The sequence below is a fragment of the Pseudomonas siliginis genome (assembly GCF_024072275.1).
In the GTDB taxonomy this organism is placed as follows: domain Bacteria; phylum Pseudomonadota; class Gammaproteobacteria; order Pseudomonadales; family Pseudomonadaceae; genus Aquipseudomonas; species Aquipseudomonas siliginis.
In genome coordinates this window covers 5,409,856-5,433,785 of the sequence record NZ_CP099598.1, presented here as the reverse complement: position 1 = coordinate 5,433,785, position 23,930 = coordinate 5,409,856, and the positions used below count along the sequence as shown (strand labels likewise).

Annotated in this window: 21 protein-coding genes; 14 read left to right on the top strand and 7 right to left on the bottom strand. The window is 60.1% G+C overall.

The genetic code is table 11. The features are described from left to right. Positions 1 to 355 precede the first annotated feature (355 nt). Complete coding sequence (gene gbca / locus NF676_RS24995; protein WP_016772823.1) at positions 356 to 1,651, bottom strand: glycine betaine monooxygenase oxygenase subunit; 1,296 nt, start codon at positions 1,649 to 1,651, stop codon at positions 356 to 358. Between the two features lie 296 nt (positions 1,652 to 1,947). Here gbca and gbcB point away from each other — a divergent pair, with 296 nt between their 5' ends. Beyond that, on the top strand, positions 1,948 to 3,048 hold the full coding sequence (gene gbcB / locus NF676_RS24990) for a glycine betaine monooxygenase reductase subunit (protein WP_016772824.1): 1,101 nt from the start codon (positions 1,948 to 1,950) through the stop codon (positions 3,046 to 3,048). A gap of 58 nt (positions 3,049 to 3,106) precedes the next feature. Here the strand turns inward: gbcB and NF676_RS24985 are convergent, their stop codons facing one another. The 4 genes from NF676_RS24985 to NF676_RS24970 form a co-directional block, all read right to left on the bottom strand. Beyond that, complete coding sequence (locus tag NF676_RS24985) at positions 3,107 to 3,871, bottom strand: hypothetical protein (protein WP_252886910.1); 765 nt, start codon at positions 3,869 to 3,871, stop codon at positions 3,107 to 3,109. Then, a complete protein-coding gene (locus NF676_RS24980; protein ID WP_252886909.1) occupies positions 3,868 to 5,223 on the bottom strand; it encodes a hypothetical protein in 1,356 nt (451 codons plus the stop codon). The genes NF676_RS24985 and NF676_RS24980 overlap by 4 nt, the downstream gene beginning before the upstream one ends. A gap of 104 nt (positions 5,224 to 5,327) precedes the next feature. Then, positions 5,328 to 5,813, bottom strand: coding sequence for an Hcp family type VI secretion system effector (locus NF676_RS24975; protein ID WP_056786550.1), 486 nt, complete (start codon positions 5,811 to 5,813; stop codon positions 5,328 to 5,330). Between the two features lie 159 nt (positions 5,814 to 5,972). Next, on the bottom strand, positions 5,973 to 7,013 hold the full coding sequence (locus NF676_RS24970; RefSeq protein ID WP_016772826.1) for a threonine aldolase family protein: 1,041 nt from the start codon (positions 7,011 to 7,013) through the stop codon (positions 5,973 to 5,975). Positions 7,014 to 7,139: 126 nt separating this feature from the next. Between NF676_RS24970 and NF676_RS24965 the strand changes: the two genes are divergently transcribed. The 8 genes from NF676_RS24965 (at position 7,140) to fdhA (ending at position 17,230) form a co-directional block, all read left to right on the top strand. Then, positions 7,140 to 7,850 (top strand): TraX family protein, encoded by a 711-nt coding sequence (locus NF676_RS24965; protein ID WP_252886908.1) that lies wholly within the window; start codon positions 7,140 to 7,142, stop codon positions 7,848 to 7,850. A gap of 273 nt (positions 7,851 to 8,123) precedes the next feature. Then, positions 8,124 to 9,377 (top strand): serine hydroxymethyltransferase, encoded by a 1,254-nt coding sequence (gene glyA / locus NF676_RS24960; RefSeq protein WP_252886907.1) that lies wholly within the window; start codon positions 8,124 to 8,126, stop codon positions 9,375 to 9,377. Positions 9,378 to 9,398: 21 nt separating this feature from the next. After that, the gene (locus tag NF676_RS24955) at positions 9,399 to 10,649 is read left to right on the top strand and encodes a sarcosine oxidase subunit beta (protein ID WP_016772829.1); all 1,251 of its coding nucleotides are present in this window, start codon (positions 9,399 to 9,401) and stop codon (positions 10,647 to 10,649) included. Between the two features lie 14 nt (positions 10,650 to 10,663). Further along, a complete protein-coding gene (locus NF676_RS24950; RefSeq protein ID WP_016772830.1) occupies positions 10,664 to 10,993 on the top strand; it encodes a sarcosine oxidase subunit delta in 330 nt (109 codons plus the stop codon). Continuing rightward, a complete protein-coding gene (locus tag NF676_RS24945; protein ID WP_252886906.1) occupies positions 10,990 to 14,007 on the top strand; it encodes a sarcosine oxidase subunit alpha in 3,018 nt (1,005 codons plus the stop codon). The genes NF676_RS24950 and NF676_RS24945 overlap by 4 nt, the downstream gene beginning before the upstream one ends. 142 nt (positions 14,008 to 14,149) lie before the next feature. Continuing rightward, positions 14,150 to 14,782 carry a sarcosine oxidase subunit gamma gene (locus NF676_RS24940; protein WP_041476747.1) on the top strand — a complete coding sequence of 211 codons (633 nt, stop codon included), beginning with the start codon at positions 14,150 to 14,152 and terminating at the stop codon, positions 14,780 to 14,782. A gap of 216 nt (positions 14,783 to 14,998) precedes the next feature. Continuing rightward, the gene (gene purU, locus NF676_RS24935) at positions 14,999 to 15,856 is read left to right on the top strand and encodes a formyltetrahydrofolate deformylase (RefSeq protein WP_252886905.1); all 858 of its coding nucleotides are present in this window, start codon (positions 14,999 to 15,001) and stop codon (positions 15,854 to 15,856) included. A 174-nt stretch (positions 15,857 to 16,030) separates the two neighbouring features. Then, positions 16,031 to 17,230, top strand: a complete 1,200-nt coding sequence (fdhA, locus tag NF676_RS24930; RefSeq protein WP_016772834.1) for a formaldehyde dehydrogenase, glutathione-independent — start codon at positions 16,031 to 16,033, stop codon at positions 17,228 to 17,230. Positions 17,231 to 17,292: 62 nt separating this feature from the next. On the opposite strand, the gene NF676_RS24925 is transcribed toward fdhA, so the two are convergent. Continuing rightward, positions 17,293 to 17,601 (bottom strand): hypothetical protein, encoded by a 309-nt coding sequence (locus tag NF676_RS24925; RefSeq protein ID WP_056786558.1) that lies wholly within the window; start codon positions 17,599 to 17,601, stop codon positions 17,293 to 17,295. A gap of 282 nt (positions 17,602 to 17,883) precedes the next feature. Between NF676_RS24925 and NF676_RS24920 the strand changes: the two genes are divergently transcribed. Continuing rightward, complete coding sequence (locus tag NF676_RS24920) at positions 17,884 to 18,447, top strand: DUF2780 domain-containing protein (protein ID WP_252886904.1); 564 nt, start codon at positions 17,884 to 17,886, stop codon at positions 18,445 to 18,447. 1 nt (position 18,448) lies between these two features. Here NF676_RS24920 and yihG read toward each other — a convergent pair whose 3' ends face one another. Then, positions 18,449 to 19,336 carry a 1-acylglycerol-3-phosphate O-acyltransferase, YihG family gene (gene yihG / locus NF676_RS24915; protein ID WP_056786561.1) on the bottom strand — a complete coding sequence of 296 codons (888 nt, stop codon included), beginning with the start codon at positions 19,334 to 19,336 and terminating at the stop codon, positions 18,449 to 18,451. 278 nt (positions 19,337 to 19,614) lie between these two features. On the opposite strand from yihG, the gene rloA2 reads away from it, so the two are divergent. From rloA2 to creD, 4 genes are all read left to right on the top strand, one after another. Further along, complete coding sequence (gene rloA2 / locus NF676_RS24910; RefSeq protein ID WP_041476742.1) at positions 19,615 to 20,121, top strand: retropepsin-like aspartic peptidase RloA2; 507 nt, start codon at positions 19,615 to 19,617, stop codon at positions 20,119 to 20,121. Positions 20,122 to 20,190: 69 nt separating this feature from the next. After that, complete coding sequence (gene creB, locus NF676_RS24905; protein WP_016772840.1) at positions 20,191 to 20,871, top strand: two-component system response regulator CreB; 681 nt, start codon at positions 20,191 to 20,193, stop codon at positions 20,869 to 20,871. Next, a complete protein-coding gene (gene creC / locus NF676_RS24900; protein ID WP_252886903.1) occupies positions 20,871 to 22,289 on the top strand; it encodes a two-component system sensor histidine kinase CreC in 1,419 nt (472 codons plus the stop codon). Before creB ends, creC begins: the two co-directional genes overlap by 1 nt. A 132-nt stretch (positions 22,290 to 22,421) precedes the next feature. Then, positions 22,422 to 23,789: a cell envelope integrity protein CreD gene (gene creD, locus NF676_RS24895; RefSeq protein ID WP_252879011.1), complete on the top strand. Its 1,368-nt coding sequence runs from the start codon at positions 22,422 to 22,424 to the stop codon at positions 23,787 to 23,789. Positions 23,790 to 23,930: the final 141 nt, after the last annotated feature.

The window sequence follows — 23,930 nt, the reverse complement described above, 5'->3', positions numbered from 1 at the left end:
GTTCGCTACCCGCTGGAGACCTTGGAAACCGTGGCCTGCATGGCGTTGATCAAAAAACGACCGATCGTTTTCAGAAACTGTGATTCAGAATAAGTCACGGTTTTTCTTTGCAAATCAGCAAGATATTTTTTGACTCATCCACAGTTACCCCCATTTGCTGTGGGCGGGTATGTGGATAACTTGTTTGCGGAAGGCTGGAGGGCTTGATGGGTATGGGGGCGGGGGTGATTGGTCGGAAATTGATCAACTGAAAGATGTAGCGTGGGTCAGGACGCCTTCGCGAGCAGGCTCGCTCCCACAGGGGAATGCATTCCACCTGTAGGAGCCGCCGCAGGCTGCGATCTTTTGCTTCTGATCAGCCCTGAACCGGTACACCTTTGAGGTAAGGCGCAGGCTCAGCCCCGAGGTTGTTCAACATCCGCTCGCTGTACCAGTCGACGAAGTTGACCACGCCGAATTCATAGGTCTTCGAGTAAGGCCCCGGCTGGTAAGCGGTGGAGTTGATCCCGCGCTGGTTTTCCTCAGCCAGACGCCGGTCCTGATCGTTGGTCGCGTCCCACACCTGGCGCATGCGCTCGACGTCGTAATCGACACCTTCCACCGCATCCTTGTGCACCAGCCACTTGGTGGTGACCATGGTTTCCTGAGCGCTGATCGGCCACACGGTGAAGACGATGATGTGATCGCCCATGCAGTGGTTCCACGAGTGCGGCAGGTGCAGGATGCGCATCGAGCCCAGGTCCGGGTTCTTGATGCGGCCCATCAGTTTGGCGCAGCCCTGTTTGCCGTCGAGGGTCATCGACACGGTGCCCTTGAGCAGCGGCATGCGCACGATACGGTTGCGCAAGCCGAAACTGGCGTGAGCGTAAGGGATCTTTTCCGCTTCCCAGGCAGCGGCGGAAGCGGCGACGTGATCCTTGAACGCCTGATCGGCGCGCGGGTCGGTGACGTCGTCCCATTCCAGCAGGGTTTTCAACAGTTCCGGGTGCGATGCGTTGCAGTGGTAGCACTCGCGGTTGTTTTCCAGCACCAGTTTCCAGTTGGCCTTTTCCATCAAGGTGGTGGTGATCGCCACCTTGGTGTTCTCCATGTCGTACGGTTCCATGTAATGGTTGAGCGTCGACAGGAAGTCATCGATGGCCGGGGGGTTCTCTGCCAGGCTGATGAAGATGTATCCGCCAGCGGTTTTCACGTTCACCGGTTTCAGGCCGTACTGCTTCATGTCGAAGTCGGCGCCCATCTCGGTGCCGGCGAACAGCAGGCGACCGTCCAGTTCGTAAGTCCACTGGTGGTAATGGCAGACCAGTTTGGCGACTTTGCCTTTTTCACTGGTGCACAGGCGCGAGCCACGGTGGCGGCAGACGTTGTGGAACGCGTGCACAACGCCCTCGGCGCCACGAATGACGATGATCGGGTTCTTGCCGACCTGCAGGGTCAGGTAGTTGCCCTTGGCCGGGATCTCGCAGGTCATGCCGGCGATCAACCATTCCTTTTGGAAGATCTCCTGCATATCGATATCGAACAGGCGCTCGTCGCTGTAGAACGGTTGCGGCAGGGAAAAGGTGCGCTCGCGCTCCTGCAGCATTTGTGCGGTGGCCTTGCGTGCGGGTTCCAGCGGATCGCCCAGGCTTATTTTTGCGGTGACGTCCATCGATGTAATCCTCATGGCCCTCTGCGTGGCCGGCGAAAGTGGCTGATCAGGTGTGCTGCAAAACGGTTGCTACGCAAGGTGTAAAGAAGTCGTCTTGTGTTGGGGCGAGTGTGGGGCCGGCGCTGGGGGGAACCTTATCCATGCGCGACATGGCGCAATCTGTTCCCGACGCGCAAGCCCCGGTGTTCAAGGGCTGGTCGCGATAAGTATGTCAATGTCGCGGATAGGTAAATGCACGGTCTGCGCTATACGCAGAATCGCCGACAAGAGGCCGACAGTCGGCCGTGGAGAACAGCATGTCCAACAGCTTCCTGAATCCGGTCACCACCCAGACCTGGGCCAATGGCCGACACATTGTCCGTTGCGTCAAAGTCATCCAGGAAACCTGGGATGTGCGCACCTTCTGCTTTATGGCCGACCAGCCGATCCTGTTCTTCTTCAAGCCGGGGCAGTTCGTCACCCTGGAGCTGGAAATCGAAGGCCAGCCGATCATGCGCTCCTACACCATCTCCAGCTCGCCGTCGGTGCCGTACAGCTTTTCGGTGACGATCAAACGCGTGCCGGGCGGCAAGGTCTCCAACTGGTTGCACGACACTTTGCATGAAGGTCAGGAGCTGGCGGTGCATGGCCCGGTCGGGCTGTTCAACGCCATCGACTTCCCGAGCCCGAAAGTCCTCTACCTGAGCGGCGGCGTCGGCATCACCCCGTGCATGTCGATGGCGCGCTGGTTCTACGACACCAACGCCAACGTCGACATGACCTTCGTGCACAGCGCACGGTCGCCGAAAGACATCATTTACCACCGCGAACTCGAGCACATGGCTTCGCGGATCGATAACTTCAGCCTGCACCTGATCTGTGAAAAGCACGGCCTCGGTGAGCCATGGGCCGGTTATCGCGGTTATCTGAATCACAAGATGCTCGAACTGATGGTCCCGGACTTCCTCGAACGCGAAGTGTTCTGCTGCGGCCCGACGCCGTACATGACCGCGGTCAAACGCCTGCTGGAAGCGGCCGGCTACGACATGTCGCGCTACCACGAAGAATCCTTCGGCGCCACGCCACCCGAGGCGCGCGCCGACGCAGTTGAACAGGCCGAACAAGCCGCCGATGCGCCGGAAATCGACGCCGCGGATCTGCATCAGGTGGAATTCACCGCCTCCGGCAAAAGCATTCGCGTCGGCCCGGGCGAAACCGTACACGCAGCCGCCGCCAAGCTCGGCCTGATGATCCCGAAAGCCTGCGGCATGGGCATTTGCGGGACATGCAAGGTGATGAAACTGGGCGGCGAAGTGGAGATGGAACACAACGGCGGGATTACCGAGGACGACGAGGCGGAAGGGTTTATCCTGTCGTGCTGCAGCGTGCCGAAGGGGGATGTGCGGATTGAGTTTTAAATAGGCATGAACTTGGGTCGATCTCCTAAATGAGGAGATCGACCGGGAAAGTGCAATTTCAAATCAGCCCGAACAAAGCGAGCAGGCCGAAGCCCACAAAGGCAAAGCCAAATATTTGCTGGTATTTATTCAGTTTGAGCAGGTCGCGTTTGAGTGTTGGCGGGAAATTCTTAACGTCTCTTGCGCTGACTTTGCCTTGGGAAATGTACCGTGCGGGTTTTTTGAGGATGCCGAAAATTTCACCCAACATATAAATACGTCCCCCCAGGCCCGCTTGCCATAACATGAGCAAAGACGATGTGATTGAACTGCGTTTCAGGCTATTTAGGATCGTTTCCAGTCTTCTCTTGGCGGTATAAAGTAAAATTCCATTTACCACTAAAAGACCTGTGAAACTCACCAGCGTCATGATCACAATTGGATCTTTTACGATATTGTTAATTTGATCTACGGATGAGCTTATTCCCAGGCACATCATAATTGCAAAAAAAATGAAAACCAGTTTGTATAAAATAATCAGGTTCTTTTTCAGTTTTTTGGGGAAGTTTTCGAAGTCTTTCGCGCAAAGCTTTCCTGTGTGAATGTAAAATTCAGGGTTTCGCATGATGTCGAACACTTCTCCCATCATGTAGATTTTGCCCCAAGGACCTCCGTGCCAAAGCATTATCAGTCTGCTCGAAATAGAACTGTTTGTTAGATGGTCCAATATGATTTCGGTCTTTGTTTTCGCGACATACAACATCACTCCTATCAAAGTAAATATGCCGACGAAGTCTACAATACCAATCAACAAGAATATTTTCTCTGAAGTACGAAGAGTCATTTAACAGCCTCGTATACTTTCTGTGCGATCCGTTCGCCGCCTTTCTCGCCCAAAGTCCCGCCGGCATAATTTCCGAGTCCTGCCAGTAGCGCACTGCAAAGTACAGTGCCAAGCCCGCCTGTCGGGAGGCCAGCGCCTACGCAAATCGTTGAGGCAGTCAAGCTTACGAGCGCGCCGGCAACCATTCCGCCACCCACACCACCCATAAAGCTTCCGGTTTCCGTGAACTTCACCTTTTCACATGACTCCGCGCTTCCGTGCATGCAGACATCCTGCACCTTTAAGGCGGAGGCGCCACCACCCACCGCTGTACCGATCCAGCCGCCATATTTAACGTACTGTGATGCTTGGCTGACTGCCCGAATATGCGTGGCATAACCTGGGTTCTGGCCGATTCCGCCGGCTTTTCGCCAGCGGTGCACAAGATAGGGATGATCAATGCCTAGACTGGTCTTCAGGCTCGGGTAATCGGGTATGCCCATACTCTGCCGGGTGAACCGATTGAGTTGGACGTCCAGCTTTTTGAGTAATTGGTCACGCTTGTTTATGAATTCTTCAGAGACCCGGTGGCCTTTTACGTCCAGCGTTTGAACATGCAACTTCTCAAGATCTGCGAGAACATTTTTTATGCCATCCAGATGATTGGCTGCCATGGCCGTGACGACTCCGATCACTTTTGATTCATAGGCGAGTGCGGTCTGGATCACGCCATAGTGCTGCGCCATGAAATCCGCTTCTTCCACGGTCAGCGGTTCCAGCGTCGCACTGACGAAACGCGCGGTCTGCATCAGCAATGCTTCCTCGTATGTGCATTGCTGATTGTCAGGGTCGCTCAGCACGATCATCGAACCGGCTTTAATCATGTCCGGGGTCGGATTCAAACTTCTGAATCTGGCGATGACATTCGGGTTGGCGGAGGGGAGCAGTTGTGCCTCAAGCTTCTCGGCGACAATACTTTTCTGCACGATGTAAAAACCCGGCTCCGATGGGGCCGGACGATCTTGCGGCCAGTGCTCGCTGGGGAAGAACTTCAAGTCGTTGACGGGGTGAGGGCTGCGCGCGGTGCTGCTGTTATTAACGCGCGCCACCCTGAGGTTCTGCTGATGAATCGCGCGCAGCAACCTGTCTGGATCGGAGCGCGAGGCAGGCTGCCTGAGCATCGATAACGGGCGTTTTTTCACCGCTTCAGGAACGGCACCTTTGGTGCCGCGTACCAGAACTCTGGATTGGTTCAGAAGATGACGCTGTTCCTGTGCAAAGGCGTCAAGGCCCATGTCCGCTGAAAGGCGGCCGCTGGCGACATCATCGACAATGCCCTTGGCGAAGCGCGCGACCTCCTGATTGAACTGCACGCGCGCACTGCCGAATGCCAGATGACGTGAGCCGACTGTCTGTGCCTGTGCGAGCAGCTTGCCGGCAACGTGTCGAACGTTGCTGAGACCATGGCGCCGATCGCTCAACCTTCTTCGCCCCACGAGGCATGGCCGCTGGTCCCGGCGAGGTGATGCACCCAGCTGATGCCACGATAACGAATGGCGACCTGCTCCTGAGGTTCCGCGTCGTTGTGCAGAATGACGTGGGGCATATCCAGGTTCAGTTCGGTGAGCACCGCACCGTCGATCGAGACAGAAAAGTATTTTTCCTGCTGACCCTGAGGGGAGGTTCGGTAGAAGTTGATCTTGCAGTCGATCTCTTCACGGTTGGCCAGTGCCTGGGCCAGCAGCGGTGAAGATTTGTCGACGACTTTGGTGACAATGACCGGCGCGTGGGTGGCTCGGTGAGAGTTGTCGAGGTTGGCGAGGTTGTGGCTGTACGACAGCACCATGATTTCATCGGTGTGTGCCGCCTGATATCTGTTGCCCACCGAATCAGGCGTTGAGCAGCCTGCCGAAATCAGCCCTTGGGTCTTGCCCGTGATCGTCATGTAGCCGGGAATTGCCATCGCGTGCGCTCCTTGAATCGGGAGCAAGCAGTCTATGGCGGGATTTTCTTGCTTTCTGTAGGCCTTGGTGTAGGCCGATTCTGAAAATGCAGGTCCGCGACGCGCAGCCTCTGGGTTGCATTCCCGTGCTGAGCATGGGAATGCAACTTGGGAGGGGAATCAGGCCGACATGACCTCGCGAATATCGCGCGCCAGTTCGCGCACGCGCTCTTCTTCGGTGTCCCAGGAGCACATGAAACGTGCGCCGCCCTTGCCGATGAAGGTGTAGAAGCGCCAGTTCTTTGCAGTCAGCGCGGCGATGGCCGGCTCGGACAGTTGCAGGAACACGCCGTTGGCCTGCACCGGGAACATCAGTTCGACGCCGGGAATGTCGCTGACCAGTTCTGCCAGCAGTTGCGCGCAGTGGTTGGCGTGGCGGGCGTATTTGAGCCAGGCGTCGTTTTCCAGAATGCCGACCCACGGTGCCGACAAAAAGCGCATCTTCGATGCCAGTTGCCCGGCCTGCTTGCAGCGGTAGTCGAAGTCTTCGGCCAGTTTGTGGTTGAAGAACAGGATCGCTTCACCCACCGCCATGCCGTTCTTGGTGCCGCCGAAACACAGCACGTCGACGCCGGCTTTCCAGGTCAGGTCGGCGGGCGAGCAGCCGAGGAATGCGCAAGCGTTGGAGAACCGTGCGCCGTCCATGTGCAGGTGCAGGCCCAGTTCCTTGCAGGTTGCGCTGATGGCGCGGACTTCTTCCGGGGTGTAGACGCTGCCGACTTCGGTGGCCTGGGTCAGGGTCACCACGCGCGGTTTCGGGTAGTGGATGTCCTGACGCTTGAGTGCGACTTCGCGGATCGATTGCGGGGTGATCTTGCCGTTTTCAGTGCCGGCGATCAGCAGCTTCGAGCCGTTGGAGAAGAATTCCGGAGCGCCGCATTCGTCGGTTTCGACGTGGGCGGTTTCCGAGCAGATCACGCTGTGGTAACTCTGGCACAGCGACGACAGGGCCAGCGAGTTGGCGGCGGTGCCGTTGAAGGCGAAGAACACTTCGCAGTCGGTTTCGAACAGTTTGCGGAAATGATCGGCCGCGCGGGCGGTCCATTCATCGTCGCCGTAAGCGCGCTGGTGGCCGTGGTTGGCCTGTTCCATGGCAGCCCAGGCTTCAGGGCAGATCCCGGAATAGTTGTCGCTGGCGAATTGTTGGCTCTTGTCGGTCATGGCCGGCTTCCGTAATCGAGACTCTTGTGAAGGCTCGTGGTCAATGAGGATGCGCACTTTACCGAAGATCTTCCGGGGAGCACATGCGATGTCGGGTGGGGAAAATTACCAGTTTATGGGCCGATTATGCACCTGAGCCAACGCGACGGTGCTCTGGATCTGCTCAAGTGGCTGGCGTTGCTGAGCATGTTGCTCGATCACCTGCGATATGTCGGCTTCTCCGCCGATTGGTTGTATGTGCCCGGGCGATTGGCGTTTCCATGGTTTTGCCTGGCGATGGCGGCGAATCTGGCACGAGACGGTTCGCGCAAAATGGAATGGCGCTATCTGGGCTGGCTGGTGCTGTTCAGCGCCATCAGCGAAATCCCTTATCGCTTTTATATCCACGACCCTGACACGTTCAACGTGATGCCGACGCTGGCGCTGGGCCTGCTGGTGGCGCGCGCTTGGCAGGACTCTGCGTCGGTGGCGCGATTGCTCGCACTGGCCGCGCTGGTGGTCGCGATGGTTTTTTCAGAACGACTGATGTTCGGTTTCTTCGGCGTGCTGCTGCCGTTGGCGATGCTGCTGGTCTTTCGCCGGCCGTGGTATCTCAGTCTGTTGGCCGGGCTGGTTTGTCTGGCTGCGAACCAATGGCAAGTGCTGCTCGAATCGGCGCGGTTCGGCAACAGCGTGGCGATGCTTGGTCTGGCGACGTGTCTGTTTGCGCCGATGCTGGGAATGTTCTTGTTGCGACATGGGCGACATCTGCAGCCACCACCGATGCGGCGCTGGGCATATGCGCTGTATCCCGCGCATTTCTTCCTGCTGCTTGCCATCCGCCAAATCATCGCCTGACCCCTGTGGGAGCGAGCCTGCTCGCGAAAGCGGTCTGCCAGCCAACTTCTATGTCGGATGTGCCGGCCTCTTCGCGAGCAGGCTCGCTCCCACAGGGGATCTGCGGCGTTTCGAAGAGGTCATTTCCAGCCATGTCGTAAACGCACCTTTGCGTGGCGTCCGCAGGCATTTGAGCTGTCTGTGCCGGTCATACCATCGCATCAAAGGGCACTGCCATCATTGCCAGTGCCTTACCGAGACGAATGGCGCACAGATGCCGCTGGGAGAGACGCGATGTTCAGCAAGCAAGACCAGATCCAGGGTTACGACGATGCACTGCTGGCGGCGATGAATGCCGAGGAGCAACGTCAGGAAGATCACATCGAGCTGATCGCGTCGGAGAACTACACCAGCAAGCGCGTCATGCAGGCGCAAGGCAGCGGGCTCACCAACAAATACGCCGAGGGCTATCCGGGCAAGCGCTACTACGGTGGCTGCGAGCATGTGGACAAGGTCGAAGCGCTGGCCATCGAACGCGCCAAGCAACTGTTCGGTGCCGACTACGCCAACGTCCAGCCGCACTCCGGTTCTTCGGCCAACAGCGCCGTGTATCTGGCGCTGATCCAACCGGGTGACACTATCCTCGGCATGAGCCTGGCCCACGGCGGTCACCTGACCCACGGCGCCAAAGTGTCGTCCTCGGGCAAGCTCTACAACGCTGTGCAGTACGGCATCAACACCGACACCGGACTGATCGACTACGACGAAGTCGAGCGTCTGGCCGTCGAGTGCAAACCGAAAATGATCGTTGCCGGTTTCTCGGCTTACTCGAAGACTCTGGACTTTCCGCGCTTCCGTCAGATCGCCGACAAGGTCGGTGCGCTGCTGTTCGTCGACATGGCCCACGTCGCCGGTCTGGTCGCTGCTGGCCTGTATCCGAACCCGCTGCCGTACGCCGACGTGGTCACCACCACCACGCACAAGACCCTGCGCGGTCCGCGTGGCGGGCTGATCCTGGCCAAGTCCAACGAAGAGATCGAGAAGAAGCTCAACGCCGCCGTTTTTCCCGGTGCCCAGGGCGGCCCGCTGATGCACGTCATCGCCGGTAAAGCGGTGTGCTTCAAGGAAGCACTGGAGCCTGGCTTCAAGGCTTATCAGCAACAAGTGATCGACAACGCCCAGGCGATGGCCAGCGTGTTCATCAAGCGCGGCTACGATGTTGTGTCCGGCGGCACCGACAACCATCTGTTCCTGGTCAGCCTGATCCGTCAGGGCCTGACCGGCAAGGACGCCGACGCCGCGCTGGGCCGTGCCCACATCACCGTGAACAAGAACGCCGTGCCGAACGACCCGCAGTCGCCGTTCGTGACCTCGGGCCTGCGCATCGGCACCCCGGCGGTGACCACGCGCGGCTTCAAGGTCAGCCAGTGCGAAACCCTCGCCGGCTGGATCTGCGACATCCTCGACAACCTCGGCGACGCCGATGTCGAGGCCGATGTCGCCCAGCAGGTCTCGGCCCTGTGCGCAGACTTCCCGGTTTATCGCTGAGTCGGTTTTGGAGTAATGACTATGCAACGCTATTCCGGCTTCGGCCTGTTCAAACACTCGCTCAGCCACCACGAAAACTGGCAGCGCATGTGGCGCACGCCCACCCCGAAAAAAGTCTACGACGTGGTCATCGTCGGCGGCGGCGGGCACGGCCTGGCGACGGCCTACTATCTGGCCAAGGAGCACGGCATCACCAATGTCGCCGTGGTCGAGAAGGGATGGCTGGGCGGCGGTAACACCGCGCGCAACACCACCATCGTGCGCTCCAACTACCTGTGGGACGAGTCGGCGCACCTCTACGAACACGCGATGAAATTGTGGGAAGGCCTGTCGCAGGATCTCAACTACAACGTGATGTTCTCCCAGCGCGGCGTCTACAACCTGTGCCACACCCTGCAGGACATCCGTGATTCGGAGCGTCGGGTCAGCGCCAACCGCCTCAACGGCGTCGACGGCGAACTGCTCGACGCCAAGCAGGTTGCGGACGAAATTCCGTACCTGGACTGCTCGAAAAACACCCGCTACCCGATCATGGGCGCGACCGTGCAGCGTCGCGGCGGCGTCGCCCGACACGATGCCGTGGCCTGGGGCTTCGCCCGTGCCGCCGATGCCTTGGGCGTGGACCTGATCCAGCAGACCGAAGTGATCGGCTTCCGCAAGGAAAACGGCGTGTGCATCGGCGTCGAAACCAACAAGGGTTTCATCGGCGCCAAGCGCGTCGGCGTGGTGACGGCCGGTAACTCCGGGCACATGGCCAAGCTTGCCGGTTTCCGCCTGCCGATCGAATCCCACCCGCTGCAAGCGCTGGTGTCCGAGCCGATCAAGCCGATTATCGACAGCGTGATCATGTCCAACGCCGTACACGGTTACATCAGCCAGTCCGACAAGGGCGACCTGGTGATCGGCGCCGGTATCGACGGCTACAACGGCTACGGCCAGCGTGGTTCGTACCCGGTGATCGAACACACCATTCAGGCCATCGTCGAGATGTTCCCGGTGCTCTCGCGGGTACGTATGAACCGCCAGTGGGGCGGTATCGTCGACACCACGCCGGACGCCTGCCCGATCATTTCCAAGACGCCGGTACCAAACATGTTCTTCAACTGCGGTTGGGGCACCGGCGGTTTCAAAGCCACACCTGGCTCGGGCAACGTGTTTGCCGCGAGTCTGGCCAAGGGTGAAATGCACCCATTGGCTGCACCTTTCTCCATCGACCGTTTCCACAACGGTGCGTTGATCGATGAACACGGCGCTGCTGCGGTTGCCCACTAACAGGAGAAATCCCCATGTTGCATATCTTCTGTCCTCACTGCGGCGAACTGCGCTCTGAAGAGGAATTCCACGCATCCGGCCAGGCGCACATCCCGCGTCCGCTGGATCCGAACGCCTGCACCGATGAAGAGTGGGGTGACTACATGTTCTTCCGCGATAACCCGCGCGGTCTGCACCACGAACTGTGGGACCACGTTGCCGGTTGCCGCCAGTACTTCAACGTCACTCGCGATACCGTGACCTACGAGATTCTCGAGAGCTACAAGATCGGCGAGAAGCCGCAATTCACCGACAAGGCTGGCACTGCGAAAACAGCCACGACGGCGCTGGGAGAGAAGGTATGAGCCAGACCAATCGCCTGTCCAACGGTGGACGGATCGACCGCAACAAAGTGCTGAGCTTCACCTTCAACGGCCAGACCTACAAAGGCTATGAAGGCGACTCGCTGGCCGCCGCACTGATTGCCAACGGCGTCGATATCATCGGCCGCAGCTTCAAGTATTCGCGCCCTCGCGGCATCTTCGCGGCTGGTTCCGAAGAGCCGAACGCGGTGCTGCAGATCGGTGCTACCGAAGCCACGCAGATTCCCAACGTGCGCGCCACGCAACAGGCGTTGTATCAGGGCCTGGTCGCCACCAGCACCAACGGCTGGCCGAGCGTCAACAACGACATGATGGGGATTCTCGGCAAGGTCGGCGGCAAGCTGATGCCGCCGGGTTTCTACTACAAAACTTTCATGTACCCGCAATCGTTCTGGATGACTTACGAGAAGTACATCCGCAAGGCTGCCGGCCTCGGCCGTTCGCCGACCGAGAACGATCCGGACACCTACGACTACATGAACCAGCACTGCGACGTGCTGATCGTCGGCGCTGGCCCGGCCGGTCTCGCCGCTGCCCTGGCCGCTGCGCGCAGCGGTGCCCGCGTGATTCTGGCCGATGAGCAGGAAGAGTTCGGCGGCAGCCTGCTTGATTCCCGCGAAAGCCTCGACGGCAAACCGGCGATGGAATGGGTCGCCAGTGTCATCGCTGAATTGAAGAACACCCCGGACGTGCTGCTGTTGCCGCGCGCCACGGTCAACGGTTACCACGACCACAACTTCCTGACCATTCACGAACGCCTCACCGATCACCTCGGTGACCGCGCGCCGATCGGACAGGTGCGGCAGCGCATCCACCGTGTCCGCGCCAAGCGCGTGGTGCTGGCGACTGGCGCCCACGAGCGTCCGCTGGTGTACGGCAACAACGACGTGCCGGGCAACATGCTAGCCGGCGCGGTGTCGACCTACGTGCGTCGTTATGGCGTAGCGCCGGGCAAAAAACTGGTGCTGTCGACCAACAACGATCACGCCTATCGCGTCGCTCTGGATTGGCTCGATGCCAGTCTGCAAGTGGTCGCCATCGCTGATGCCCGCAGCAATCCGCGCGGTGCATTGGTCGAAGAAGCGCGCGCCAAAGGCATTCGCATCCTCACCGGCAGCGCCGTCATCGAAGTGCGTGGCAGCAAGCGTGTGACCGCTGCCCGCGTCGCCGCGATTGACGTAAAGGCCCACGCCGTGACCAGTCCGGGCGAATGGCTCGACTGCGACCTGGTGGCCAGCTCCGGTGGTTACAGCCCGGTGGTTCACCTGGCTTCGCACCTCGGTGGCAAACCGGTCTGGCGCGAAGACATTCTCGGTTTCGTACCGGGCGAAGCACCGCAGAAGCGCGTGTGCGTCGGTGGCATCAATGGCGTCTACGCGCTCGGCGATTCGCTGGCCGACGGTTTTGAAGGTGGCGTGCGCGCTGCTGCCGAAGCCGGTTTCCAGACCGTCGAAGGCGTGTTGCCGAAAGCCCTGAGCCGTCTCGAAGAGCCGACCCTGGCGCTGTTCCAGGTGCCGCACGAGAAGAACTCGGCGCGTGCACCGAAGCAATTCGTCGACTTCCAGAACGATGTCACCGCCGGTGGTATCGAATTGGCGACCCGTGAAGGTTTCGAGTCGGTCGAGCACGTCAAACGCTACACCGCGCTGGGCTTCGGCACCGATCAGGGCAAGCTCGGCAACGTCAACGGTCTGGCCATTGCCGCCCGTTCGCTGAACGTGACCATCCCGCAGATGGGCACCACCATGTTCCGTCCGAACTACACGCCGGTGACCTTCGGCGCCGTGGCCGGTCGACACTGCGGGCACATCTTCGAACCGGTGCGCTACACCGCGCTGCATGCCTGGCATGTGAAGAACGGCGCCGAGTTTGAAGACGTCGGTCAGTGGAAGCGTCCCTGGTACTTCCCGAAAAACGGTGAAGACCTGCACGCGGCGGTCAAGCGCGAATGCAAAGCCGTGCGCGACAGCGTTGGCCTGCTCGATGCTTCGACCCTCGGCAAGATCGACATTCAAGGCCCGGATGCCCGCGAGTTTCTCAACCGCGTGTACACCAACGCCTGGACCAAGCTCGACGTGGGCAAGGCTCGCTATGGTTTGATGTGCAAAGAAGACGGTATGGTCTTCGACGACGGTGTGACGGCTTGCCTGGCCGACAACCATTTCGTCATGACCACCACGACCGGCGGCGCGGCTCGCGTGCTGCAATGGCTGGAGCTGTACCACCAGACCGAATGGCCGGATATGAAGGTGTACTTCACTTCGGTCACCGACCACTGGGCGACCATGACCCTGTCCGGGCCGAACAGCCGCAAGCTGCTCAGCGCCGTGACCGACATTGATCTGAGCAACGAAGCGTTCCCGTTCATGACCTGGAAAGAAGGTCTGGTCGGCGACGTGCCGGCGCGGGTGTTCCGTATCTCGTTCACCGGTGAGCTGTCGTACGAAGTCAACGTGCAGGCCGATTATGCGATGGGCGTGCTGGAGAAAATCGTCGAGGCCGGCAAGCAGTACAACCTGACGCCGTACGGCACCGAAACCATGCACGTGCTGCGGGCCGAGAAGGGTTTCATCATCGTCGGCCAAGACACCGACGGCTCGATGACCCCGGACGACCTGAACATGGGCTGGTGTGTCGGTCGCAGCAAACCGTTCTCGTGGATCGGCCAGCGCGGCATGAACCGGGAAGATTGCGTCAAGGATCAGCGCAAACAACTGGTGGGCCTCAAGCCGATCGATCCGACCAAATGGCTGCCGGAAGGTGCACAACTGGTGTTCAACACCAAACAGGCGATCCCGATGACCATGGTCGGCCACGTGACCTCCAGCTACGCGCACAACTCCCTCGGTTACTCGTTTGCCATGGGTGTGGTCAAGGGCGGTCTCAAGCGCATGGGCGAGCGGGTGTTCGCACCCCTGGCCGATGGCAGCGTGATCGAGGCGGAAATCGTTTCTTCGGTGTTCTTCGATCCGAAGGGTGATCGGCAGAACATCTGACAACCTCGGGAGCGGTGGGCGGGCGGCTATTCGCGAGCAGGCTCGCTCCCACATTCGATCGCGTTCCCCTGTGGGAGCGAGCCTGCTCGCGAAGGCGGCGGCACAGCAACCACAGGAACCAACAGAATTCAGAAGGTGCTTTATGACCACAGCCAATGTTTACCAACAACGCCCGACCACTGGCGCCAAGGCCGAATCGTCGCTGCACCATGCCGACCTCGCCAGCCTGGTCGGCAAGGGCCGCAAGAACGCCGGCGTGATCGTGCGGGAAAAGAAACTCCTCGGCCACCTGACTATTCGTGGCGATGGCCACGATGCCGCATTCGCGGCCGGTGTGCACAAGGCGCTTGGCATTGAATTGCCCGGTGCGCTGAGCGTAATCGTCAAAGGCGAAACCAGCCTGCAATGGATGGGCCCGGACGAGTGGCTGCTGATCGTGCCAAGCGGTGAGGAATTCGCCGCCGAGCAGAAACTGCGCGAAGCGCTGGGCGATCTGCACATTGCTATCGTGAACGTCAGCGGCGGCCAGCAGATTCTCGAATTAAGCGGCCCGAACGTGCGTCAGGTGCTGATGAAGTCGACCAGCTACGACGTGCACCCGAACAACTTCCCGGTCGGCAAAGCGGTGGGCACGGTGTTCGCCAAGTCGCAGTTGATGATTCGTCATACCGCCGAAGACACCTGGGAACTGCTGATCCGGCGCAGTTTCTCGGATTACTGGTGGTTGTGGTTGCAGGATGCTTCGGCCGAGTACGGGCTGAGCGTTCAGGCCTGAAGATCAAAAGCCACCCCCTCACCCCAGCCCTCTCCCCCTGAGGGGGAGAGGGGGAAAGGGAGCAGATTTGTGTGTTTTTCGAGCCTGAGTTCGACGGGATATTTCAGGTCGGCGTAATACGAGAAAACAACTCGGTCAGTCCCCTCTCCCTCTGGGAGAGGGCTAGGGTGAGGGAAAAACCTGACACCCCGCACAACGAACAGGAGTCACCGCACCATGAGCCGCGCCCCAGACACATGGATTCTGACCGCCGACTGCCCCAGCGTCCTCGGCACGGTGGACGCGGTCACGCGTTTTCTGTTCGAGCAGGGCTGTTATGTCACCGAGCACCATTCGTTCGATGACCGCCTCTCGGGGCGCTTTTTCATCCGCGTGGAATTCCGTCAGCCCGACGGCTTCGACGAACAATCCTTCCGCGCCGGGCTGGCCGAGCGCGGGCAGGCGTTCGGCATGCTCTTTGAGCTGACCGCGCCGAACTACCGGCCGAAAGTGGTGATCATGGTCTCCAAGGCCGATCACTGCCTCAACGACTTGCTCTATCGCCAGCGCATCGGCCAGTTGTCGATGGACGTGGCGGCGGTGGTGTCCAACCATCCGGATCTCAAGCCGTTGGCCGACTGGCACCAGATTCCCTACTACCATTTCCCTCTCGACCCCAACGACAAGCCGGCGCAGGAGCGTCAGGTCTGGCAGGTGATCGAAGATGCCGGTGCCGAACTGGTGATCCTCGCCCGCTACATGCAGGTGCTATCGCCGGAGCTGTGCCGCAAGCTCGACGGCAAGGCGATCAACATTCATCACTCGCTGTTGCCGGGCTTCAAGGGCGCCAAGCCTTATCACCAGGCTTACAACAAGGGCGTGAAACTGGTGGGCGCGACGGCGCATTACATCAACAACGACCTCGACGAGGGGCCGATCATCGCCCAGGGCGTCGAGGCGGTGGATCACAGTCATTACCCCGAGGATCTGATTGCCAAAGGGCGGGATATCGAAGGCCTGACCTTGGCGCGGGCGGTTGGGTATCACATCGAAAGACGAGTTTTTTTGAACGCCAACAGAACCGTCGTTCTCTAGATCGCTTTCGCGAGCAGGCTCGCTCCCACAGGGTATGCATTCCAATGTGGGAGCGAGCCTGCTCGCGAAGGGGCCGTAACAAACAACGCAAGACCAACAAGCAATACCCGAGCACTCAACGCGCTGCCCAACCGGGGCAACGCAGTTCCATAAAAACAACAGCGAGGTGAAAGCATGTCTGGCAATCGTGGTGTGGTGTATCTCGGCGCTGGCAAGGTCGAAGTACAGAAAATCGACTACCCGAAAATGCAGGACCCGCGCGGTCGCAAGATCGAGCATGGGGTCATTCTCAAAGTGGTTTCCACCAACATCTGCGGCTCCGACCAGCATATGGTGCGCGGCCGGACCACGGCGCAGACCGGTCTGGTGCTGGGCCATGAGATCACCGGCGAGGTGATCGAAAAGGGCTCCGACGTCGAAAACCTGAAGATCGGCGATTTGGTCTCCGTTCCGTTCAACGTGGCTTGCGGGCGCTGCCGTTCCTGCAAGGAGCAACACACCGGCGTCTGCCTGACCGTCAACCCGGCCCGTGCCGGCGGCGCATACGGTTACGTCGACATGGGCGACTGGACCGGTGGCCAGGCTGAATACGTGCTGGTGCCGTACGCCGACTTCAACCTGCTGAAACTGCCGGATCGCGACAAGGCCATGGAGAAAATCCGCGACCTGACCTGCCTCTCCGACATCCTCCCGACCGGCTATCACGGCGCGGTTACTGCCGGTGTTGGCCCGGGCAGCTCCGTGTACATCGCCGGCGCCGGTCCGGTCGGCCTGGCCGCTGCCGCTTCCGCACGTTTGCTCGGTGCTGCGGTGGTGATTGTCGGCGACGTCAACACCATCCGCCTGGCCCACGCCAAGGCCCAGGGCTTTGAGGTCGTCGACCTGTCCAAAGACACCCCGCTGCACGAACAGATCGCCGCGCTGCTGGGCGAGCCGGAAGTCGATTGCGCGGTGGACTGCGTTGGCTTTGAAGCACGCGGCCACGGCCACGACGGCGTCAAGGCCGAAGCCCCGGCCACGGTGCTCAACTCACTGATGGGCGTGGTGCGCGTTGCCGGCAAGATCGGTATCCCCGGCCTGTACGTCACCGAAGATCCGGGCGCCGTCGACGCCGCGGCGAAAATGGGCAGCCTGAGCATCCGCTTCGGCTTGGGCTGGGCCAAATCCCACAGCTTCCACACCGGCCAGACTCCAGTGATGAAGTACAACCGCCAGTTGATGCAGGCGATCATGTGGGACCGCATCAACATTGCCGAAGTGGTCGGCGTGCAAGTGATCAGCCTCGATCAGGCGCCAGAAGGTTACGGCGAGTTCGATGCGGGCGTGCCGAAGAAGTTTGTGATTGATCCGCATAAGTTGTTCAGTGCGGCGTAAGTTCTACCCATGTAAGAAGGGCAGCCGATCGGGCTGCCCTTTTTTGTTCTGAACACGATCAGTTATTTAAAGGCGCATTTGCGGGCGTCACCATCCTTGGTCGCACACTCATCACCATTCCAATTGCTACCGGTGGCTTGAACCGGAGTGTCGTTTCTGTAGCCAGCCGAGACGCCAAGGTCTGCCTCACCTTCGTATCGGCAGATGACAACTGAATTAGCAGTGTCTTTATCTTTAAGTCGGGCAGAAGTGAAGGTTACATCTTCGGCGCCTTGCGCATGAGTCACTGATATCGTTGGGCAGGTTGCAGCATAGGCAGTACTCATCATGGTCAGACCAAGCAGGGCGCCAGTGACAATTTTCAACTTCATCTTTTCGTACTCCGTTACGTAATTGGAGTGGAGATATTCACTTGCATCGTTATGACTGCCAACTGTCAGATCTGACAGTTGGTTAGTTCCAATCGAAATAAATAGTCGGGTTTTCAGTGTGAAGTCGAATAGTGAAGTGGCTATTCAACGATTGAACAATTCATTTAGGTGAGCGCGTAGAGAAGGGGATGCGCCGCGAGGAACATGCCGCCCAATACCCGGTCAAATCGGCAGTTTCGTCGCCGTTGTCCGGTGGCAGCTTTTCCACAAGAGGATGTCTGAATGAAGATTTCACGCGGTTTTGCCCTGGCATCGCTCCTGACTCTGGCGGCCGGGCCGGTGTTTGCCGGGTTCAGTTTGAACGACGTGGCCGGTGCGGTAGCGGGGATGCAGGATGGTGACAAGGCGGCCGCTGCGGCGCCGACCTCGGAGACCGCTGGTTTGTTGAGTGCGCTGAGTGCGCTGGACGTCACGCCGGAGCAGGCTGTTGGCGGTACCAGTGCGATGCTCGGGCTGGCGAAGAATCAGTTGAGCAGCACCGACTACTCGCAACTGGCCAAGGAAGTGCCGGGCATCGACAAACTGTCCGGTGGCAGCGGCAATCTGGCGGCGCTCGGGGCTTTGCTCGGTTCGTCCGGCAAGTCCGCAGGTCTTGAAAATGCGCTGGGCAATGTCAAAGACACTAACGACCTGAACAACGCGTTCAGCGCGCTGGGCATGGACAGCGGCATGATCGGCCAGTTTGCTCCGGTGTTGCTGCAATATCTCGGTCAGCAGGGCGTCGGTGGTTCGCTGTTGAGCAGCCTGGGCAGCATCTGGGGCACCGGCACCGGCACCGGCACTTGAGTCAGCCGCGCTCGTTGCGCAGCTCGACGATGCGCTGATCCTTCTCGGTCCAGAGCTGGTTGACCCAGTTCTGGACGTGTTGGCGAAAGGCCGGATCCTTCTCGTAATCGCCCTGCCACAGCGTCGGGTCGAGTTCGCGGGTCCTGATGTCGATGATCACTCGCGGCACGTTGCCGCTGATCAGGTCCCAGAAGCCCGGGATTTTTTCCTGCGGATACACCACCGTCACATCGAGCATCGCGTCGAGCTGTTCGCCCATCGCCGCCAGCACGAACGCCACGCCGCCGGCCTTGGGTTTGAGCAGGTGGCTGAACGGTGATTCCTGCTGGGTGCTTTTAGCCAGGGTGTAGCGCGTGCCTTCCAGATAATTCACCACCGTCACCGGCTGGCGCTTGAACAGCTCGCACGCCGCTTTGGTGATTTCCAGATCCTTGCCTGCCAGCTCGGGGTTCTTTGCCAGAAAGGCTTTGGTGTAGCGCTTCATGAACGGGTAATCCAGCGCCCACCACGCCAAGCCGAGGAACGGCACCCAGATCAGCTCTTTCTTCAGGAAGAACTTGAAGAACGGCGTGCGTCGGTTGAGGGTCTGGATCAGTGCTGGAATGTCGACCCACGATTGATGGTTGCTGACCACCAGATAGGACGTGTCGCGGCGCAGATCGTCGCCGCCGCGAATGTCCCATTGCGTCGGGATGCACAGCCGGAAGATCAGCTTGTCGATCTCGGCCCAGGTCTCGGCAATCCACATCACCGCCCCCGATGCGTAATCCCGCCAGCGCCCGGGTGCGACCAGTTTGAGCAGGGCAAACACCATCAATGGCCCGATCAGGATCAGGGTGTTGAGCAACAGCAGCAGGGTGACGAAACAGCCGGTGAGCAGGCGGCGCATAAGCAACTCTATGAAGTGGCAGGGGCGAGCCATGATAAGCAGCTTCGCGCGACAGGCCAAATCGGCGCTGACGAATGTTTCACTTTTTGCCGGGTATGCTTCGCTCAAGATTGGATCTGAATGCACTGGCCTCTTCGCGAGCAGGCTCGCTCCCACAGGGGAATGCATTTCAAATGTGGGAGCGAGCCTGCTCGCGAAGAGGACCGAAGCGAACGAATAACTCGGCGCGTGTCTAAAACTCCAGTCCGCCGCCCTCAATTTCCAAGGAAGCCCCTTACGTGAAATCCCTCCTTGCTCTGTTTGCCCTCGTCGCGCTGCCGGTAATGGCCGCTGAGCCGACGCTGTACGGTCGCTACGAATACATCGCGCTGCCGGAAATCGGTGGCGAAGTGCTCAAGGCCAAGATGGACACTGGCGCGCTGACCGCCTCGCTGTCGGCCAAGGACATCGAGACCTTCACCCGTGATGGCGACGACTGGGTGCGTTTTCGCCTCGCCACCAAGGACGCCAGCAACAAGGTTTTCGAGCACAAGGTCGCGCGGATCAGCAAGATCAAAAGCCGTTCCGACGAGGACGATGAAGAGCGCGACAGCAGCGATGTCGCCAAGCGCCCGGTGGTCGATCTGGAACTTTGCCTGGGCAACGTCAAGCGCACCGTCGAGGTCAACCTGACCGACCGCAGCCACTTCAACTATCCGCTGCTGATCGGCGCCAAGGCCTTGCGCGAGTTCGGCGCGGCGGTCAACCCGGCGCGGCGTTACACCGCCGACAAGCCTGACTGCTAAGTGGTCTGATTGACGTAACCCCGGGCTTGGGGCACCGTTCGCGCACTAACTGCCACGGGCTCGGACGCCATGCCGCACATCCTGATTGTCGAAGACGAAGCGGCAATAGCCGACACACTGATTTTTGCCTTGCAGGGCGAGGGGTTCAGCACCACGTGGCTGAACCTCGGCGCGGCGGCGCTGGAGCATCAGCGGCAGACGCCGGCCGACCTGATCATTCTCGATATCGGTTTGCCGGACATCAGCGGCTTCGAGACTTGCAAGCAACTGCGGCGCTTCACGGAAGTGCCGGTGCTGTTTCTCAGCGCCCGCGACGCCGAGATCGACCGCGTGGTGGGCCTGGAGATCGGTGCCGACGATTACGTGGTCAAGCCGTTCAGCCCGCGTGAAGTGGCCGCGCGGGTCAAAGCTATCCTCAAACGCATGGCGCCGCGGCCAACCCTGGAAGCAGGCTCAACGCTGTTTCGCATCGATGCCGAACGCGTGCAGATCAGCTATCGCGGCCAGCCGCTGAGCCTGACCCGCCATGAATTTCGTCTGCTGCAATGCCTGCTCGAACAACCTGAGCGGGTGTTCAGCCGCGAGCAATTGCTCGATGCGCTGGGCGTAGCGGCCGATGCCGGTTACGAGCGCAGCATCGACAGCCACATCAAAAGCCTGCGCGCCAAGTTGCGCCTGGTGCGCGCCGAGGCCGAGCCGATCCAGACCCATCGCGGCCTCGGTTACAGCTACAGCCCGGGGCACAGCTGATGTCGCTGGGGCTGCGGATTTTTCTGGTGTACGTGCTGTTTGTCGGCCTGACCGGCTATTTCGTCCTCAACACGGTGATGGAAGAAATCCGCCCCGGCGTGCGTCAGTCCACCGAAGAGACGCTGGTGGACACTGCCAACCTGATGGCAGAAATCCTGCGCGACGATTTCAAGGCCGGCACCCTCAGCGAGAACCGCTGGCCGCAATTGCTCCGCGCCTATGGCGAGCGGCAGCCGCAAGCGACGATCTGGGGTTTGCCGAAAAATCAGGTCAACCACCGCATCTACGTCACCGACGCCAAGGGCATCGTCGTGCTCGACTCCAGCGGCGTCGCGGTCGGCCAGGATTATTCGCGCTGGAACGACGTCTACCTGACCCTGCGTGGCGAGTACGGCGCGCGCTCCAGCCGCAGTGTTCCTGACGATCCGAGCTCGTCGGTGATGCACGTCGGTGCGCCGATCCGCGACAACGGCAGGATCATCGGCGTGGTCACCGTGGCCAAGCCCAACAGTTCGTTGCAACCCTACGTCGATCGCACCGAGCGGCGTTTGCTGTTTTACGGCGCCGGACTGATCGGCCTCGGTCTGCTGTTCGGCGCCTTGCTCTCATGGTGGCTCAGCCGCGCGCTGCACCGTTTGACCGGTTATGCCCAAGCGGTCAGCGAAGGCCGGCGCGTGGAAGTGCCGCATTATCGCGGCGGCGAACTGGAGCAACTGGCGACTGCGGTCGAGCAGATGCGCACGCAGCTCGAAGGCAAGGCCTACGTCGAGCGTTATGTGCACACCCTGACCCATGAATTGAAAAGTCCGCTGGCGGCGATCCGGGGTGCGGCGGAGTTGCTGCAAAGCGAGATGCCGGCCGTCCAGCGTTTGCGCTTTGTCAGCAACATCGACAGCGAGAGCGCGCGGATGCAGCAGCTGATCGAGCGCCTGCTCAACCTGGCGCAAGTCGAACAGCGCCAAGGGCTGGAAGAACGGGTGGCAGTGCCGCTGGCGCTGTTGGTCGCAGAACTGCTCAAGGCGCAGGCCGCGCGGATCGAGGGCAAACAACTGCGTGTCGAGCAAGCGATCGGCGAGGATCTGCTGTTGATTGGCGAGCCGTTTCTGCTGCGGCAGGCGTTGGGCAATCTGCTGGAAAACGCGTTGGATTTCACACCGACGCAGGGGCTGTTGCGCTTGAGCGCCGAGCGGGTTGGCGAACAGGTCGAGTTCCGCCTGTTCAACCAGACCACGCCGATTCCCGATTACGCCTTGCCGCGCCTGACCGAACGCTTCTACTCGTTGCCGCGCCCGGACAGCGGACGCAAAAGCACCGGGCTGGGGCTGAACTTCGTTGAAGAAGTGGTCAAGTTGCATGGCGGGGTGATGCGCATTGGCAATGTCGAGGGCGGGGTTGAGGTGGTATTGCGCTTGCCGTGAGACCCAGTTGCTGCCTTCGCGAGCAGGCTCGCTCCCACAGGAGAATGCATTCTCCACACAATCTCCATATTCCCCCCACACTCCCACCACAGCGCATCCCCAGACTCTTCCCATCCAAACAGGGAGAGTCCCATGAACAAGAATCTGACCATCAAACTCGGCGCGATCGCCTTGCTGATCCTGCTGTTGCTGATCCCCTTGCTGATGATCGACGGCATCATCGATGAGCGTCAGCAACTGCGCGACGGTGTGCTCGAAGACATCGCGCGCAGCTCCAGTTACAGCCAGCAGCTGACCGGACCGGTGATGGTGGTGCCGTATCGCAAGGTGGTGCGCACCTGGAAGACCAATGAAAAAACCAACAAGCGCTACGAAGAAGTCAGCGAAGCGCGCGGGCGTCTGTACTTTCTGCCGGAGCGTTTCGAGCTCGATGGCCAGGTGCAGACCGAGCTGCGCAAACGCGGTATTTACGAGGCGCGGCTGTTTCACGCCGATAACCGTATCGACGGGCATTTTTCCCTGCCGGCGCAGTTGGGCATCAAGGAAAATTTTGCCGATTATCAGTTTGATGCGCCGTTCCTGGCTGTGGGGATCAGCGATATTCGCGGCATCGAGAACGCGCTGAAACTCGAGCTCGGCGGCCAGCAACTGGACTTCGTGCCAGGCAGCGAAGTGGCCTGGATCGGCGAGGGCGTACACGTGACGCTACCGGCACTGGACGCCAGCAAAGCCACGCAGTTGACCTTCGGCTTCGACCTGCGTCTGCAGGGCACCGGCTCGCTGCGCGTGGTGCCGGTGGGCAAGACCAGCAGCGTCAGCCTCGCCGCCAACTGGCCGCACCCCAGCTTCGTCGGCAACTTCCTGCCGGCCAAGCGCGAGATCAACGATCAGGGTTTCAGCGCCGACTGGCAGACCTCGTTTTTCTCCACCAACCTGCAAGAGGCGATGGAGCGCTGCGTCGCTGGCGACTGTGATGCACTCAACGGGCGCAGCTTCGGCGTCAGCTTCATCGATCCGGTGGATCAGTACCTGAAGAGCGATCGGGCGATCAAATACGCGCTGCTGTTCATCGTCCTGACCTTCGCCGGTTTCTTCCTCTTCGAAGTGCTCAAGAGCCTGGCGGTGCACCCGGTGCAATATGCCTTGGTCGGTGTTGCGCTGGCGTTCTTTTACCTGCTGCTGTTGTCACTGTCGGAACACATCGGTTTTGCGCTGGCGTATCTGTTGTCGGCCAGTGGCTGTGTGTTGCTGATCGGCTTCTATGTCAGCCACGTCCTGCGCAGCGCGCGGCATGGCTTGAGTTTTTCGGCCGGGCTGGCGGCGCTGTATGGCCTGCTGTACGGCTTGCTCAGCGCCGAGGATTACGCGCTGTTGATGGGCTCGCTGATGCTGTTCGGTCTGCTCGGGGTGTTCATGGTGCTGACGCGCAAACTGGACTGGTACGGGATTGGTTTGAAACCGGCCAAGCCGCTGGAGTTTGATGTGGAGGCGATGCAATGAGCGGGTTGCGAGCTGAGCGCAGGGAAGTGGCGGTTCTGCTGACGCTGATTGTTGCAGCGCTGCCGCCAGAACCGAGGTGGTGCCATCGCTGGCAAGCCAGCTCCCACATGATATATGCCGACACACAGGTCAGCGGTCTGT